The organism is Saccharopolyspora sp. ID03-671 (genome assembly GCF_045278815.1).
GTDB lineage: Bacteria > Actinomycetota > Actinomycetes > Mycobacteriales > Pseudonocardiaceae > Saccharopolyspora > Saccharopolyspora ipomoeae.
The window spans coordinates 2,138,249-2,153,523 of sequence record NZ_CP134054.1; the positions used below are offsets into that span (position 1 = coordinate 2,138,249).

Genomic DNA, 15,275 nt, shown 5'->3' on the forward strand with positions numbered 1-15,275 from the left:
CCGATCAACTTGTGGCGGGCCGTCGTGCAGCTTACCTTCGCGCTTCGATCAACACCGGTTCGGCCGATCGAGACGGTTCCGACACTCCGGTTTCAACACCTCGACGCCTGCGCGCGCGGTCCATGCAGCATCCTTGTAGGCGAGATGGGTTCGCCAAGTTCGCCAGACAGTCGGGGGCGCAGCGCAACCGCGGCGCGGGACGAGGTCCCGGTCCGCCGCGGTCCCCTGCGCTTGATCGCGCGCACCCTGGACAAGGCGTGGTGGGACAACATCTTCTCCGAGTCGGCGGCCGCCGCGTTCTGGCAGACGATGTCGCTGCCACCGCTGCTGCTGGGTCTGCTGGGCAGCCTGGGCTACCTGGGCGACTGGTTCGGCCCCGCGATCGTCGACGCGGTGCACGACAAGATCCTGGCGTTCTGCTCCACGGTGTTCACCAGCAGCGTCGTGGACCAGATCATCGGGCCGACGGTCGGCGACATCCTCACCAAGGGGCGCAGCGAGATCGCCTCGATGGGTTTCCTGCTGTCGCTGTGGGCGGGCTCGTCGGCGCTGGCGTCGCTGGTCGACTCGATCACGCAGGCCTACGACCAGTACCTGGTGCGCAACAGCGTCTGGCAGCGGATCGTGGCGCTGCTGCTGTACCTGGTGGGGCTGGTGCTGGCGATCGTGGGGCTGCCGGTGATCGCCCTGGGCCCGGAGTGGCTGCCCACGGTGTTCCCGCACTTCCTGCAGGACGACGTCACCTGGCTGATCCACGCCATCTACTACCCCGCCACGGCCGCCGGGCTGGTGATCGCGCTGGCGACGCTCTACAGCGTGGCGCTGCCGCGCAAGCTGCCCTGGCACCGGGGCGTGCCGGGCGCGCTGCTGGCGATGGTGCTGTTCCTGGTGGCCAGCTACGGGCTGCGGGTCTACATCACGTGGATCACCAGCACCGGCTACACCTACGGCGCGCTGGCCACGCCGATCGCGTTCCTGCTGTTCGCGTTCTTCATCGGGTTCGCGATCATCATGGGCGCCGAGTTCAACAACGCGATCCAGGAAATGTGGCCGGCGAAGATGACGCGCCGGGAACGTCGCCGCTGGCGCCGCCTGGAGATGCGGCGGCTGGCGCAGCGGATGCACACCGAGGACGGCTACCGGGCGTGGCGCGAGGACAACACTCCCCCGCCGCACGACGACGAGCCCGAGCCGCGATCCGGGCAGCAGCCGAAGGCGGACCCGCCGTCGGATCCGGAACCGCCGACCAACGGCAAGCCGGTGGCCTTCAAGCGCCCGGGCCAGCCCGAACCGCACGGCGGCTGACCCGCGGCGGTTCGGGGAGCACCGCTCTACTCGTCACCGCCGCCCGGGGGCAGCGACTCGAAGATCTCCTTGCAGTCCGGGCAGACCGGCGAGCCCGGCTTGGCGGACTTGGTCACCGGGAAGACCTCCCCGCACAGCGCCACCACGAAGGTGCCCATGACCGCGCTCTCGGCGATCTTGTCCTTCTGCACGTAGTGGAATACCTCGGGACGATCATCGCTTTCCTGATCAGCGGTCTCGTTCCGGGTGTCGGTCTCCGGCAGCGTCATCGTGCTCATGTCACCAATGATGCCGCACACCGCATGGGTCTGTCCGCAGCGGTGGCGCACCCGCTTCGCGGAAAGCGAAGGTCAGGCGCTTTCGATGACCTGGTGCCCTGGGGATTCGATGCTGCGGTGCGACCGGCGGAACCGGTTGACGTGCTCGGTCTGCGCGCGCGGGCCGGTCGTTGGCGATCAGCACCGCCATCCACGGCAGCGGGATGGAGATCGCCAGGATGATCAGTGACAACCACCACAGCTGCCACAGCTGGAACACGACCACCGCTCCGATCAGGCACGGGATGCGGCTGGCCATCATGATCGCGTATCGGCGGCGACGCATCGCCTGCTGATCGTCCATCGACGGCTGGGCCTCGGTGATCAGCACCGGGGAGTCGTCACGATGTGAAGTGTTCACGACGCTACCTCCGAATTCCATGCTCCCACCCGCGCCTGCCCGCCGATACCCCCGGGGGCGGCCGATTGCCCCCTCCGGTTGACCCGCGAGACCCACGCTCGAAACCTCCTGGGGTTAGATTCGAGGCGGAGCGAGAACCAGCGGGAGAGGCAGGACGATGCTGTACGCGGTGAGCAAACGGGTCGTGGGCGCGGTGGCGCGGTCCGTCTACCGGCCGAAGGTCATCGACGCGGACAAGGTGCCCACCACGGGCCCGGTGATCCTCGCGCCGAACCACCTCGCCGTGCTGGACAGCTTCATCGTCCCGCTGGTGCTGCCGCGCCCGGTGGCGTTCCTGGCCAAGGCCGAATACTTCCAGGGGACCGGCGTGAAGGGCGGCCTCAGCAAGTGGCTGTTCAGCTCGCTGGGCGCGATCCCCGTCGAGCGGGGGCGCGGCCGGGCCGCGATGGAGGCGATCGGCGCGGCCGAGCAGGTGCTGCGCGACGGCGGTGCCTTCGGCATCCACCCGGAGGGCACCCGCTCCCCCGACGGCCGCCTCTACCGGGGCCGCACCGGCGTCGCCCGGCTCACGCTCAGCACCGGTGCCCCGGTCGTCCCGGTCGCGCTGACCGGGACCGACAAGCTCCAGCCGCGCGGCACCAAGATCCCCCGGCTCGCCCCGGTCACGGTCCGCTTCGGCGACCCGCTGGACTTCTCCCGCTACGCGGGCATGGAGTCCTCGCTGCCGGTCCTGCGCTCCATCACCGACGAGATCATGTACTCCATCGCCGAGCTCTCGGACCAGGAGTACGTCGACAAGTACCAGAAACCGGGCGCAGCAGCGGCCGCCTGACCTCCGCTCTCTCCCCCGGGGATCAGGTGCGGCGGCGGAGGGCGTCGGCGGCCTCGCGGATCTCGGGCAGACCCTCGTCGCCGACACCGGCGGCGCGCAGAGCGGCGTCGGCACCGGCGCGGGCGAAGTCGTCGGGATCGAGGTGGTGCGCGTCGCGGCGGATGAGGATGACGCTCTCGACGACGCCGAAGACGAAGTCGGCGCGGGAGGTCTCCTCCGGACCGGCGAGGGTTTCGACGAGGACCCGGTAGGCGTCCTTGAGCTCTGCGCGCTGTCGGCGGAACTCCTCGAACCGCGGCCCGGCGATCTCCGGCAGCAGGTACAGCGCACCCAGGTTGTGTTCGCCACCGGCCAGCAGCGCGATGTCGGTGCGGCACAGCGCCCACAAGCGCACGGCGGGGTCCTCGGGGCGCTGCAGCAGCGCGGCGGCGAACTCCGCCGAGGGCCGCACGGTGCGCTCCAGCAGCGCCGCGAGGACGTCCTCCTTGGTCTCGAAGTAGTGGTACAGCGCCGCCTGCCGCAGCCCCGCCCGCTCGGCCAGCGCCCGCGTGGTCGTGGCCGCGAAACCCCGCTCGGTGAACAACGCCGCACCCGCGGCCAGCAGGTCCTCCCGGGAATCGCCTGTTCCCGCCGATCCCGCCCTGGGCCGTCCCACCTTCGTTCGCACGCCCCCATCCTCCCCGATGCCGTTGCGGCGCGAGCGGGCGACAGGCGGAGCGGCGGGTTCGCGAAACACGGTTCTCACACCGGCTAACCCAGACGTGATCTCGTCGGCACACGCACGTCTTCGCAGGTCCTTAATTTCTGTCGTGCGACAGAAATAGACCTCGAGGAGGTCGCGTGACAGCCACCCACACCGATGAGCTGACCGCCTTCGGCTACCGGCAGGAGCTGCGCCGCACGCTCGGTTCGTTCAGCGCGTTCGCCGCCGGGTTCTCGTTCGTGTCGATCCTGACCACCGTCTTCCAGCTGTTCGGGCTCGGCTACTCCTTCGGCGGCACGATGTTCTTCTGGACCTGGCCGGTGGTGATCGCCGGTCAGCTGCTCGTGGCGCTGAACTTCGCCGAGCTCGCCGCCCGCTACCCGCTGGCCGGGTCGATCTACCAGTGGGCCAAGCACGTCTCCCGCGGCTTCGCGGGTTGGCTGGCCGGATGGATGATGCTGCTGGGCTGCACCGTGGCGCTGGCCGCAGCGGCGATCGCGCTGCAGGTCGTGCTGCCGTCGGTGTGGAGCGGGTTCCAGCTGGTCGGCGGCGATCCGTCGATCACCTCACCGACCGGCGCGACCAACGCGGTGCTGCTGGGCAGCGCGCTGATCGTGTGCACCACGGCCGCCAACGTCGCCGGGGTGCGGATCATGGCGCGCATCAACGACATCGGCGTGGCCGCCGAGCTCGCCGGGGTCGCGGTACTCGTCGCCGGGCTGGCGTTGTTCGCCGTGCGCGGCCCGCAGGTGGTCACCGCGCCGCTGCCGGACACCGGGACCGGCGCGGGATTGCTGGCCTCGGCGCTGATGGCGGGCTACGTCCTCTACGGCTTCGACACCGCCGCCTCGGTCGCCGAGGAGACCGTCAACGCCCGCAAAGCGGCGCCGCGAGCGGTGCTGCGGGCGCTGCTGATCTCCGGTCTCGGCGGTCTGGCGGTGATCCTGGTGGCGCTCATGGCCGCGCCGAGCCTGACCGACGGCAACCTCGCCGACCAGGGCCTGCCGTACGTCATCCAGGCCGTTTTCGGCGACGTGCTGGGCCGGATCTTCCTGGCCGACGTGGCGATCGCGGTCGTGGTATGCACGCTGACGATCCAGACCGGCACCATCCGGCTCTGCTACTCCATGGCCCGCGACGGGGCCCTCCCCGCCTCCGCGCGGCTGGCCAGGGTGAACCCGCGCACCGGCACCCCGCTGCTGCCCGCTCTGGTCTCGGGCGCGGTCGCGGTCGCGCTGCTGCTGGTCAACCTGGGCAACCCGACGATCTTCAGCGCGATCACCGGCACCTCGGTCGTCGTGGTCTACGTGGCCTACCTGCTGGTGACGCTGCCGCTGCTGCGCCGCCGGATCCGCGGCGAGTTCGGCGCCCGGCCCGGGCTGTTCTCGCTGGGCCGCTGGGCGCTGCCGGTCAACGTCGCGGCGGTCGTGTGGGGCGTGCTGATGATCGTCAACATCGCCTGGCCGCGCCCCGAGGTCTACGACGCCTCCGGCACCGGATCGGTCTGGTTGCTGCTGTTCCCCCTCGAGTTCCTCGCGTTCGCGGCGCTGACCGGCTGGTTGTGCTGGTGCCGCGCCGCGCCCACTCCCGAACCCGTCGAAGCATGAAGGAGGCGAACGTGACCACCGCGACCACGTACGGAGCCCGCGAGCACGCACGGGCGCAGGAAGGGGCCACCGCCGAGGCGATGCCGGTACTGCCCGCGTCGGCATGGCCGACCCCGCCCGAGGGCGTCGCGCCGGAATCGCTGGTGTGGGCCGAGACCGTCGCCGGCGGCGGCTACGCGCACAAGGTCCTGGCGCGCGGCACGCACCTGCGGCTGACCGACCTGAACGGCGACGCCTGCGCGAACCTGCTGCTGCACAACGCCTTCGAGCCGATCGAACGGCTCAACGTCAACGACACCGTGAAGGTGCAGTGGAACGCCTACCTGGGTTCCGGCGACCTGCTGCTGTCCGACCAGGCGCGCGTGCTGGCCACGATCGTCGCCGACACCTCCGGTGCGCACGACGCGCTGTGCTCGGCGTCCGCGCTCGCGGGCAACACCGCCAAGTACGGGGCGGGCGAGCCGCACAGCGACTCCCCCGCCGGGCGCGAGCTGCTCAAGCTCGCACTCGCCAAGCACGGTCTCGGCCCGCGCGACGTGGCGCCGAGCCTCGCGCTGCTCAAGGGAATCCAGGTCTCCGGTGACGGCGGGCTGGAGTTCACCGGCGGCACGGGGGCGGGCGCGTCGGTGACTCTGCGGGTGGAGATGCCGGTGATCGTCTCGATCGCCAACACCCCGCACCCGCTGGATCCCCGCCCGGACTACACCGCCTCGACGCTGGAGGTCCTGGCCTGGCGCGGCACGCCCACCGGCCCGGACGACGCGCTGCGGACCCGGACTCCCGAAGGCCGCCGGGCCTTCGCCAACACCGCCGACTACCTCGCCGCGAGGGGGATCGCATGAGCACCGTGCTGGACCAGGTCGTCGCCCCGCGCGCTCCGTTCTCGGCGGTCGTCGAGCGCGGGCACGTGCTGCACATCATCGACCTGCAGGGCAACCAGGCCGTGGACTTCCTCGTCTACGACGCCGCCAACACCTCCCGCCGCTACAGCGCGGGCTCCACGATCGCCAGGCAGGGCAACATCTTCCTCACCACGGGCAGCGTGCTGCGCAGCCACGAGGACGACCCGCTGATGACCGTCGTGGCCGACACCTGCGGGCGGCACGACACGATCGGCGGCGCCTGCAGCAAGGAGTCCAACACGCTGCGGTACGGCCACCACACCTACCACCAGCACGGATGCGTGGAGAACTTCCTCATCGAGGGTTCCCGCTGGGGACTGGGCAAGCGCGACCTGGTGGGCAACGTCAACTGGTACATGAACGTGCCGGTCGAGGACGACGGCACGCTCGGCATCGTCGACGGCATCTCCGCGCCGGGCCTGCGGGTCGCGCTGCGCGCCGAGACCGACGTGCTGGTGCTGGTGTCGAACTGCCCGCAGATCAACAACCCGTGCAACGGGTTCAAGCCGTCCGAGGTGCGGATGGTGGTCACCGATTCCGAGGGCGAGGTGCCGCGTGGTTGACAAGCTGCTGGTGGCCAACCGGGGCGAGATCGCGGTGCGGATCCTGCGGAGCGCGCGGGAACTGGGCATCGCGACCGTCGCGGTGCACTCGGACGCGGATCGCTGCGCTCCGCACGTCCGGCTGGCCGACGAGGCGGTGCTGCTGGGTGGTTCGCCGGCCGAGGAGAGCTACCTGTCGGTCGGGCGCGTGCTCGACGCCGCTCGCCGCACCGGTGCCGACGCGATCCACCCGGGGTACGGGTTCCTCAGCGAGGACGCGGGTTTCGCGCGCGCCGTGGAGGACGCGGGCATCGCCTTCGTCGGCCCGACGCCGCATCAGCTGGAGCTGTTCGGTAGCAAGCACACCGCGCGCGAGCAGGCGATCAACGCGGGCGTGCCGCTGCTGCCGGGAACCGGCCTGCTGTCCACGGCGGAGGAAGCCGTCGCGGCCGCCGAGGAGATCGGTTTCCCGGTGATACTCAAGGCCACCGGTGGTGGCGGCGGGATCGGCATGCGCGCCTGCCGCGACACCGGCGAGCTGCGCTCGGCGTGGAAGTCGGTGCAGGACGTGGCCGCCAAGAACTTCGCCACCGCAGGAGTTTTCCTGGAACGACTGGTGGAGCGGGCACGGCACGTCGAGGTGCAGGTCTTCGGCGACGGCAGCGGGAACGTGCTGGCGCTGGGCGACCGGGACTGCACCCTGCAGCGCCGCAACCAGAAGGTCGTCGAGGAGTGCCCCGCACCGGATCTGCCGGAACCCCTGCGCAGGCAGATCACCGACGCGGCGCTCACGCTGTGCTCATCGGTGTACTACCGGTCTGCGGGAACGGTGGAGTTCGTCTACGACGTCGAGCGCGGCGAGGCTGCGTTCCTCGAGGTCAACACCCGGTTGCAGGTCGAGCACACGGTGACCGAGGAAGTCTTCGGAGTCGACCTGGTGTCGTGGATGCTGCGCGTCGCGAGCGGCGACTCGGACATGCTCGACGCGCCGCCGCAGCCGCGCGGTCACGCCGTGCAGCTGCGGGTCTGCGCCGAGGACCCGGCTCGCGGCCACCGGCCCAGCGCCGGGCTGCTCACGCGCGTGCAGTTCCCCGCAGGGGCCCGCGCGGACACGTGGGTGGAGACAGGCACCGAGGTGACCTCGCACTACGACTCGTTGCTCGCCAAGCTCGTGGTCACCGGCAAGACCCGCGCCGAGGCGCTGGAGGCCGCCGCGCGGGCGGCGCGCGCGACCCGCGTCGACGGAATCCGCACAAACCTCGGGCTGCTGCGGGCGGCGCTCGACGAGCCGCGATTCCGCGGCGTCGTCCACGACACGGCCACCTTGGCCGAGGTCACCGACGACGAACCGACGATCGAGGTGCGTCGGGCCGGGACGATGACCACCGTGCAGGACTGGCCGGGCAGGCTCGGGTTCTGGCACGTCGGGGTGCCGCCGTGCGGGCCTATGGACGACCTGTCGTTCCGGCTGGGCAACACCGCCCTGGGCAACCCCGAGGGCGCGCCCGGCCTGGAGTGCACCGTGGACGGTCCGGCGCTGCGGTTCTCGCACCCGGTCTCGGTCTGCGTCACCGGCGCGCCCGCCCCGGTCGCCGTCGACGACGCGGCGATGCCGATGTGGCAGCCGTTCGAGGTCCCGGCCGGCGGGGTGCTCGACATCGGCACCACCGAAGGACCGGGGCTGCGCACCTACCTGCTGGTCGCGGGCGGCTTCGACGTGCCGGAATTCCTCGGCAGCGCCAGCACGTTCACGCTCGGCCGATTCGGCGGGCACGGTGGCCGCGCGCTGCGCGTCGGCGACGTGCTGCAGCCCGGCGCCGCCTCCGGCGAACCGGCCGGCCCGGTGCCTGCGGAGCGTCGCCCGCAGCTCACGCAGGCGTGGGTGATCGGTGCCCTGGAGGGGCCGCACTCGGCGCCGGAGTTCTTCACCGCCGAGGACGTCGAGACCTTCTACGCCACCGACTGGCAGGTGCACTTCAACTCAGCGCGCACCGGGGTGCGGCTGGTCGGGCCGCGCCCGACGTGGGCGCGCAGCAACGGCGGCGAGGCCGGGCTGCACCCGTCGAACATCCACGACACCCCGTACTCGGTGGCGGCGGTGGACTACACGGGCGATCTGCCGATCCTGCTCGGACCCGATGGTCCCAGCCTCGGCGGTTTCGTCTGCCCGGCCACGGTGGCCACCGGCGAGCGCTGGAAGCTCGGCCAGCTGCGACCGGGCGACACCGTCCGGTTCACGCCGATCAGCACCGACCACGCCGCCGAGCTGCGACGACGTCCCGGTTCGGCGCTGCGGTCGAGTCGTCCGGTGGTGCAGGACGGCGGCGTGCTCGGGGCGCTGGAGGCCGACGAGACGCGCCCGTCGGTGACCTACCGGCGCAGCGGGGACGACAACCTGCTGGTCGAGTACGGGCCGATGAAGCTGGACCTGGCGCTGCGGATGCGGGTGCACGCGCTGGCCGAGAAGCTCCGCGAGCAGCGGCTGGGCGGCATCGTCGACCTCACGCCGGGCATCCGGTCACTGCAGCTGCACGTCGCCCCCGACGAGCTGTCGGTGCACAAGGCGCTCGGGCTGGTCCGGGAGCTGGAGGCGGAGCTGCCGCCGACCTCGCGGTTGCGAGTGCCGAGCCGGACCGTGCACCTGCCGCTGTCCTGGGACGATCCGGCGACCCGCGAGGCCATCGAGCGCTACATGGCCGGTGTCCGCGACGACGCGCCGTGGTGTCCGTGGAACATCGAGTTCATCCGCCGCGCCAACGGCCTGTCCAGTGTGGACGACGTGTACCGGACGGTGTTCGACGCCGACTACCTGGTGCTGGGTCTGGGTGACGTCTACCTGGGCGCGCCGGTGGCCACCCCGCTGGACCCGCGGCACCGGTTGATCACCACGAAGTACAACCCGGCCCGCACCTGGACCGCGGAGAACTCCGTCGGCATCGGCGGTGCCTACCTCTGCATCTACGGCATGGAGGGCCCCGGCGGCTACCAGTTCGTCGGACGCACGGTGCAGGTGTGGAGCGGGTGGCAGCAGCGCGGCTCGTTCGAGCCGGGATCGCCGTGGCTGCTGCGGTTCTTCGACCGGATCAAGTGGCACCCGGTCTCGGCGGAGGAGCTGCTGGACCTGCGCGCCGATTGCGCGGCCGGGCGGCTGGAGCTCGACATCACCGAGGACGAGTTCGTGCTCGCCGACCACGAGCGCTTCCTGGCCGAGAACGCCGACAGCATCAACGAGTTCCGCCGGACGCAGGCCGAGGCGTTCGAGGCCGAGCGCCAGGCGTGGGAGGCCGCGGGCGAGTTCGACCCGAAACCCGAACCGGAGCAGGCTCCCGCGACGACCGCGACGGTCGAGGCGCCGGCGGGCGGGCAGGTGGTGGAGGCGCCGTTCGTGGCCACCGTCTGGCGCACCGACGTCCGGCCGGGTCAGCGCGTCGAAGCCGGTGAGTCGCTGTTGGCGCTGGAGGCCATGAAGACCGAAGCCCCGATCACGGCCCCCATCACCGGCACGGTCGCCGAACTCCTCGTCGCCCCCGGGGACCAGGTCGGTCCCGGCACTCCGCTGCTCACCCTCGCCCCCTGACACCCCGCTCATGCAAAGGAGACGACGTGTCGTCACTGGAGTCGTTGCGCGCCCGAGTGCGGACCGCCTACCGGCGCATCGCCGAGGTCGATCGCCCCAGGTGTGGGTCGACCTGCGGCCCGAACCGGAACTGCTGGAGGAGGCGGTCGAGATCGCCGTCCGGCTGCGCGCCGGGGAACCGCTGCCGCTCGCCGGGAAGCTGGTCGCCGTCAAGGGCAACATCGACGTCGCCGGGCTGCCCACTACGGCCGGGTGCCCGGCCTACGCCTACCGGCCCGCCTCCGACGCGCCGGCGGTGGCGCGACTGCGCGCGGCCGGGGCGCTGGTGCTGGGCACCACCAACCTCGACCAGTTCGCGACGGGCCTGGTCGGGACGCGTTCCCCGCACGGCGCCGTCCGCAACGCCGTGGATCCCGAGCGCATCTCGGGCGGGTCGAGTTCGGGCTCGGCGGTGGCGGTCGCGCTGGGCATCGCCGATCTCGCTCTGGGCACGGACACCGCCGGGTCGGGCCGGGTCCCGGCCGCGCTGAACGGGATCGTGGGGCTGAAACCGACCAACGGCCTGATCTCCACCGAGGGCGTCGTGCCGGCGTGCGCGAGCATCGACTGCGTGACCGTCTTCGCCCGCACGGTGGCCGAGGCACACCGAGCGCTGGACGTGCTCGCCCCACTGGTCCCGGCGTCGACCCCGGCCGCCCCGCACCGCATCGGCGTCCCGGACGCCCTCGGCGAACTGGCCCCGGGCTGGGCGGAGGCGTTCGCCGAGGTCGCCGAGCGGTTCCGGGCCTCGGGTGCGGAGCTGGTGCCCGTCGACCTCGACCCGTTCCTGCGCGCGGCGGAGCTGCTGTACCAGGGCGCGTTCGTGGCCGAGAGGTACGCGGCGGTCGGCGAGTTCGTCGACGCCCACCGCGACGAGGTCGATCCGGTGGTCGGTGAGATCATCTCCGCGGCGGGCCGGATCCCCGCGCACCAGGTGTTCACCGACCGGCGGCGGCTGGCCGAGCTCGGCGCCGAGTCCCAGATCCAGCTGCGCGGGGTGGACGCGCTGCTGCTGCCGACCACCACCGGGCATCCCACGATCGCCGAGGTCGCGGCCGACCCGGTCGGGGTGAACAGCGCGCTGGGGCGGTTCACCAACTTCGCGAACCTGCTGGGACTCGCGGCCCTGGCGATCCCGGCGGGCCGGGTCGGCGGTCTGCCGTTCGGCGTCACGCTGGTCGGCGCCGCGCACCAGGACCGCGCCCTCGCGCACCTCGCGGCCCTGCTCGAGGAGCCCGAGCCTGTGCTGCTGGCGGTCGCCGGGGCTCACCTGAGCGGTCAGCCGCTGAACCACCAGCTCACCGACCGCAACGCCCGCCTGGTGCGCAGCACCACGACGGCGCCGACCTACCGGCTGCACGCCCTGCGCACGACGCCGCCGAAACCGGGGCTGGTGCGCGCCGACGCGGGCAAGGCCGTCGAGGTCGAGGTCTGGGAGCTCACCGCGGCCGCGTTCGGTTCCTTCGTCGCGGCCCTGCCCGCCCCGATGACCATCGGAGCGGTGGAGCTCGCCGACGGCTCGACGGTCCGGGGCTTCCTCTGCGAACCCACCGCCCTCCACGACGCGGAGGACATCACGCACCACGGGAGCTGGCGCGCCTACCTCGCGGATCGCTGAACCCGGCAGTGGACAGCTCCAGCCACAACCACCCCCGGGGGATGTCCGAAGTGTCCGGGCAGTTGTGGCTAGAACTGTCCCGTGGTCACTTCGCGGCCTTCGCGGCGGCCTTCTGCTCCTTCTTGAAGGAGCGGACCTCCTGGAGGGTCTGCTCGTCGACGACGTCGGCGATGGAGCGGCGGGAGCCGTCGTCGCCGTACGCGCCCGCTGCTTCGCGCCAGCCCTTCGGCTGGACGCCGCGCTGCTTGCCGAGCAGGGCGAGGAAGATGCGGGCCTTCTGGTCGCCGTAGCCGGGCAGGGCCTTGAGCCGCTTGAGGACTTCCTTGCCGTCGGGGTCGCCGTCGGTCCAGATCCGCTCGGTGCGCCCGTCGTAGTGCTCGACGACGTGCTGCGCGAGGGCCTGCACGCGCTTGGCCATCGACCCGCCGTAGCGGTGGATCGCCGGTTTCTGCACGCAGAGCTCGACGAACTCCTCCGGATCGCACTCGGCGATCTTGGTGACGTCGAACCCGCCCATCCGGTCATCGATCTTCTTCGGCCCGGCGAACGCCAGCTCCATCGCCACCTGCTGATCCAGCAGCATGCCGGTGAGCAGGGCGAACGAGTCCTCGGAGAGCAGGCGGTCCGCCTCGGCGTCGCCGGTCAGGTGCAGTGCGTCGGACATGCCCGCATCATCTCACGCACCCGGGGCCAGGGCGTGCTCCCGACTCACCCGGCCAGTTCCGCGCGGGAAGCGACCCCGGCGAGGAGACGGCGCACCGCGAACCCGTGACCGCGCGTGCCGATGACGAGGAACCGGTAGATCGCACCGCCGACACCCGGGAAGGTCGCCCGGCTCTCAGCCGTGAGCCGGCAGCGCCCGACGCCCTCGCGTTCGATGCGGAAGCGCAGCGCGTAGACCGAGAAGCGGTGGTGTCCCCGGAGCGTCAGCTCCTCTCCCCGCGTCGCGCTGACCACCCGGAACCCGGGCAGCACCGAGCCCTCGGCCAGCGGCCGCGGCCCGGACGCGGCGTGGTCGGGCGATCCGATGAGACGGGCGTACGCGCCGGCCGGAGCTCCGGCGATCCCGTCGAGCCGCGCGCTCAGCGCGAGCCACACCGCGTCGGGATCGGCGTCGACCCCGACCGAGTGCTCATCGATGCGGGGAAGCTGCGAGACCTCCACCCGCCGCACGCTACGCGCCGAACGACCGCTCGTGACCGCTTCCGCCCGAACACGCACCCTGGGCGCTTTGGCAGGCTGTGGCGCGTGCGCACCTGGACGTCGAGCCTCGATCGGGCCACGCGGCTGTTCTGGCGGATCACCGGCCGCCCCGTCGACCTCGCCGGTTCCGAGCCCTGGCTCGACGCGCCGATGCACGACCGCTCGGTCGTCGGCGAGGACTGGTTGCTCCCCCACGACCACGCCGACGCGGACGAGACCGGGCTGCTCGCCGACATGTCGGAGCTGGACGGGCCGGATTTCCGAGCGGCCGACCTGCACCCGGACGTCCGGGACTTCTACGAGCGCACCTCGCGGTGGCGGATGGAGGTGTGGACCCAGTGGAACCCGGTGTTCCAGCCCGGCGGTGAGGTCGTCTCCCGGCTGTTCGGACGCCGCGTGCAGCAGCTCGCGCTGCCCACCCGGCCGCTCGACGTGGCCCGCGGCATGGACAGCAAGGTCGTGCCCGTCCTAGATCCCGGCGGGACCCGGCGTGCCGCCGCGTGGATCCGGACGCTGCGCTCGACCGGCGAGTACGTCTACAGCGGGCACTACGCGACCCGGACGCTGCCGGGTCGGCGCAGCCCGAGCGTGCACGTGGCGTTCCCACTCGAATCAGGCAACGTCCAGGTCTTCCTGCGTCCCGTGGCGCTGCCCGGGGGCGGTCTGGAGCTGCGGTCGCCCGCCGGTGCGTTCGGCCAGGACGGCGCCTACGCCGTCGTCGCGGACGGCGGGCGCACCTTCGCCGCCCGCATCCCGATCCACGAGACCTTCCACGTCTTCGTCGACAACGAGGGGACCCTGCGCACCGACCACGCCCTGCACCTGTGGTCCGCCCCCGTGGTGCGCCTGCACTACAAGCTCGTCCGGGCCGGTTGAGGTGGGTTGATCAGTCGGTGCGCCGGGTGAGGTAGACGTGCTCCTCGTCGGGGCGGTCCGGGGCCTCCCTGACTTCGAGGAGGTCGAAGCCCGCTTCGGCGAGGCTCGTCGCGATCTCCTCCTCGGTGCGGAACCGGAGGGTGGAGTCGGAGAGGAGCTCCTCGCCGTCGGGGAAGCGGTAGGTGCTGCGGAAGGAGATCAGCGGCGGCGTCACGTCGGTCAGCTCGTCGTGCCGTTCGACCAGGCCGATACCCGGCAGGTCGACGCTGGTGGTGCCGGGCCACCGCTCCCACGCCCGGCGCGCCGGTTTGCGGCTCTCGAACACCAAGTGGGTTCCCGGCCGCAGGGCGGCGCGGACGCTGAGCAGGACTCGCGTCCACTCCTCGTCGGTGGTGAAGAGCTGCGCGACGTTGCCGGTCATCACCGCCAGGTCGGCGGCGATCGTCGGCAGGATCGTGGCGTCGCAGCGCACCCAGACGACGCGGGCAGACCCGTCCTTGGCGCGGGCGACCGCGAGGGATGCCTCGGCCGGGTCGGTCCCGACGACCGTGCGCCCGGTCTCCTCAAGCCGGATCGCCAAAGAGCCGGTGCCGCAGCCGACGTCGAGGACCCGGGCCGAGCCCAGCTCGTCGGCGATCTCCAGGTAGGCGTCGAGGTCACTGCGGTCCGGTTCGAACGCGTCGTAGAGCGGCGCGAGCCAGGGATGGGCGAACATCGCGTCAGGCACCGGCCGAATCTAGCGGCGCGGGCGCGCGATGCGTACCGCCTTTCCGCTCACTGCGACGCGAAGTCCAGTTCGGCCGTGCTGACCGTGCCCGCCGTGCGGCCTGGGGCGACCTGGTACTGCCAGTACAGGTTGGTGTGCGCGATGACCTCCTCCGGCGAGGGCGCGCCGTAGCGGGTCAGGTCGCTGGTGGTGTGCGCGTCGCTGACCAGCGTCGCGTCGTAACCGCGGGTGAACGCCCCGTGCAGGGTGCACCGCACGCACTGGTCGGTCTGCGCTCCCGCCACGATCACCCGGCCGATGCCGCGCGCGGCGAGCACCTTCTCCAGCTCGGTGCCCTCGAAGGCGTCCCCGTAGGACTTGTGCACCAACGACTCGGCGTCGCCCCGGTCCAGCTCGGGCACCAGGTCCCAGCCCTCGCTGTCGCGGATCAGGCCGTCGTCGTGGTGCTGGACCCAGACCACGTCCACCCCGGCCGCCCGCGCCCGGTCCACGAGGTCGCCGATGTTGGCCACGACGCGGTTCCGGTCGTGGGCGTCGGCGACCACGCCGTTCTGCACGTCGATGACGAGCAACGCCGTGTTCGGCCTGTTCTCCAGAGTGGTCATGGCATCTCCCCCATCGCCGATACCCCGATGCTAAGCCGGGCCACCGACGGTGTCGGCCGTC

General features: G+C 71.8%; 13 protein-coding genes and 2 pseudogenes. 8 read left to right on the forward strand and 7 right to left on the reverse strand.

Translation table 11 applies throughout. The annotated features are described in order from the left end of the window. The first annotated feature begins 144 nt into the window (after nucleotides 1-144). Nucleotides 145-1,305, forward strand: coding sequence for a YihY/virulence factor BrkB family protein (locus REH65_RS09485; protein WP_406692154.1), 1,161 nt, complete (start codon nucleotides 145-147; stop codon nucleotides 1,303-1,305). A 26-nt stretch (nucleotides 1,306-1,331) separates the two neighbouring features. Here REH65_RS09485 and REH65_RS09490 read toward each other — a convergent pair whose 3' ends face one another. Both REH65_RS09490 and REH65_RS09495 read right to left on the reverse strand, forming a co-directional pair. Next, nucleotides 1,332-1,583 carry a DUF3039 domain-containing protein gene (locus REH65_RS09490; RefSeq protein WP_093416538.1) on the reverse strand — a complete coding sequence of 84 codons (252 nt, stop codon included), beginning with the start codon at nucleotides 1,581-1,583 and terminating at the stop codon, nucleotides 1,332-1,334. Between the two features lie 72 nt (nucleotides 1,584-1,655). Continuing rightward, nucleotides 1,656-2,004, reverse strand: a pseudogene (locus REH65_RS09495) (DUF3099 domain-containing protein). Between the two features lie 136 nt (nucleotides 2,005-2,140). Between REH65_RS09495 and REH65_RS09500 the strand changes: the two are divergent. Continuing rightward, entirely contained in the window at nucleotides 2,141-2,815 is a 675-nt protein-coding gene (locus tag REH65_RS09500; protein WP_406692155.1) for a lysophospholipid acyltransferase family protein, read from the forward strand. 22 nt (nucleotides 2,816-2,837) lie between these two features. Here REH65_RS09500 and REH65_RS09505 read toward each other — a convergent pair whose 3' ends face one another. Continuing rightward, the gene (locus REH65_RS09505; protein WP_406692156.1) at nucleotides 2,838-3,482 is read right to left on the reverse strand and encodes a TetR/AcrR family transcriptional regulator; all 645 of its coding nucleotides are present in this window, start codon (nucleotides 3,480-3,482) and stop codon (nucleotides 2,838-2,840) included. Between the two features lie 173 nt (nucleotides 3,483-3,655). Between REH65_RS09505 and REH65_RS09510 the strand changes: the two genes are divergently transcribed. The 5 genes and pseudogenes from REH65_RS09510 to REH65_RS09530 all read left to right on the forward strand — a co-directional run bounded on the left by REH65_RS09510 (nucleotide 3,656) and on the right by REH65_RS09530 (nucleotide 11,803). Then, nucleotides 3,656-5,125 (forward strand): amino acid permease, encoded by a 1,470-nt coding sequence (locus REH65_RS09510; protein WP_406692157.1) that lies wholly within the window; start codon nucleotides 3,656-3,658, stop codon nucleotides 5,123-5,125. An 11-nt stretch (nucleotides 5,126-5,136) separates the two neighbouring features. Beyond that, nucleotides 5,137-5,967: an urea amidolyase associated protein UAAP1 gene (locus REH65_RS09515; protein ID WP_406692158.1), complete on the forward strand. Its 831-nt coding sequence runs from the start codon at nucleotides 5,137-5,139 to the stop codon at nucleotides 5,965-5,967. After that, the gene (locus tag REH65_RS09520; protein WP_406692159.1) at nucleotides 5,964-6,590 is read left to right on the forward strand and encodes an urea amidolyase associated protein UAAP2; all 627 of its coding nucleotides are present in this window, start codon (nucleotides 5,964-5,966) and stop codon (nucleotides 6,588-6,590) included. The genes REH65_RS09515 and REH65_RS09520 overlap by 4 nt, the downstream gene beginning before the upstream one ends. After that, a complete protein-coding gene (uca, locus tag REH65_RS09525; protein ID WP_406692160.1) occupies nucleotides 6,583-10,146 on the forward strand; it encodes an urea carboxylase in 3,564 nt (1,187 codons plus the stop codon). Before REH65_RS09520 ends, uca begins: the two co-directional genes overlap by 8 nt. A gap of 35 nt (nucleotides 10,147-10,181) precedes the next feature. After that, nucleotides 10,182-11,803, forward strand: a pseudogene (locus tag REH65_RS09530) (allophanate hydrolase). Between the two features lie 85 nt (nucleotides 11,804-11,888). Here the strand turns inward: REH65_RS09530 and REH65_RS09535 are convergent. Next, a complete protein-coding gene (locus REH65_RS09535; protein ID WP_406692161.1) occupies nucleotides 11,889-12,467 on the reverse strand; it encodes an HhH-GPD-type base excision DNA repair protein in 579 nt (192 codons plus the stop codon). A gap of 44 nt (nucleotides 12,468-12,511) precedes the next feature. Further along, the gene (locus tag REH65_RS09540) at nucleotides 12,512-12,967 is read right to left on the reverse strand and encodes a hypothetical protein (RefSeq protein WP_406692162.1); all 456 of its coding nucleotides are present in this window, start codon (nucleotides 12,965-12,967) and stop codon (nucleotides 12,512-12,514) included. An 84-nt stretch (nucleotides 12,968-13,051) separates the two neighbouring features. Here REH65_RS09540 and REH65_RS09545 point away from each other — a divergent pair, with 84 nt between their 5' ends. Then, the gene (locus tag REH65_RS09545; RefSeq protein ID WP_406692163.1) at nucleotides 13,052-13,882 is read left to right on the forward strand and encodes a hypothetical protein; all 831 of its coding nucleotides are present in this window, start codon (nucleotides 13,052-13,054) and stop codon (nucleotides 13,880-13,882) included. Nucleotides 13,883-13,892: 10 nt separating this feature from the next. Here REH65_RS09545 and REH65_RS09550 read toward each other — a convergent pair whose 3' ends face one another. Beyond that, entirely contained in the window at nucleotides 13,893-14,609 is a 717-nt protein-coding gene (locus tag REH65_RS09550) for a class I SAM-dependent methyltransferase (protein WP_406692164.1), read from the reverse strand. A gap of 47 nt (nucleotides 14,610-14,656) precedes the next feature. Then, nucleotides 14,657-15,214 (reverse strand): isochorismatase family protein, encoded by a 558-nt coding sequence (locus tag REH65_RS09555; protein WP_406692165.1) that lies wholly within the window; start codon nucleotides 15,212-15,214, stop codon nucleotides 14,657-14,659. Nucleotides 15,215-15,275 lie beyond the last annotated feature (61 nt).

Bases quoted from the DNA above. Each gene is read 5' to 3' on its own strand.
- REH65_RS09485 (WP_406692154.1), top strand. From the start codon at position 145: ATGGGTTCGCCAAGTTCGCCAGACAGTCGGGGGCGCAGCGCAACCGCG.
- REH65_RS09490 (WP_093416538.1), bottom strand. From the start codon at position 1,583: ATGAGCACGATGACGCTGCCGGAGACCGACACCCGGAACGAGACCGCT.
- REH65_RS09500 (WP_406692155.1), top strand. From the start codon at position 2,141: ATGCTGTACGCGGTGAGCAAACGGGTCGTGGGCGCGGTGGCGCGGTCC.
- REH65_RS09520 (WP_406692159.1), top strand. From the start codon at position 5,964: ATGAGCACCGTGCTGGACCAGGTCGTCGCCCCGCGCGCTCCGTTCTCG.
- REH65_RS09535 (WP_406692161.1), bottom strand. From the start codon at position 12,467: ATGTCCGACGCACTGCACCTGACCGGCGACGCCGAGGCGGACCGCCTG.
- REH65_RS09555 (WP_406692165.1), bottom strand. From the start codon at position 15,214: ATGACCACTCTGGAGAACAGGCCGAACACGGCGTTGCTCGTCATCGAC.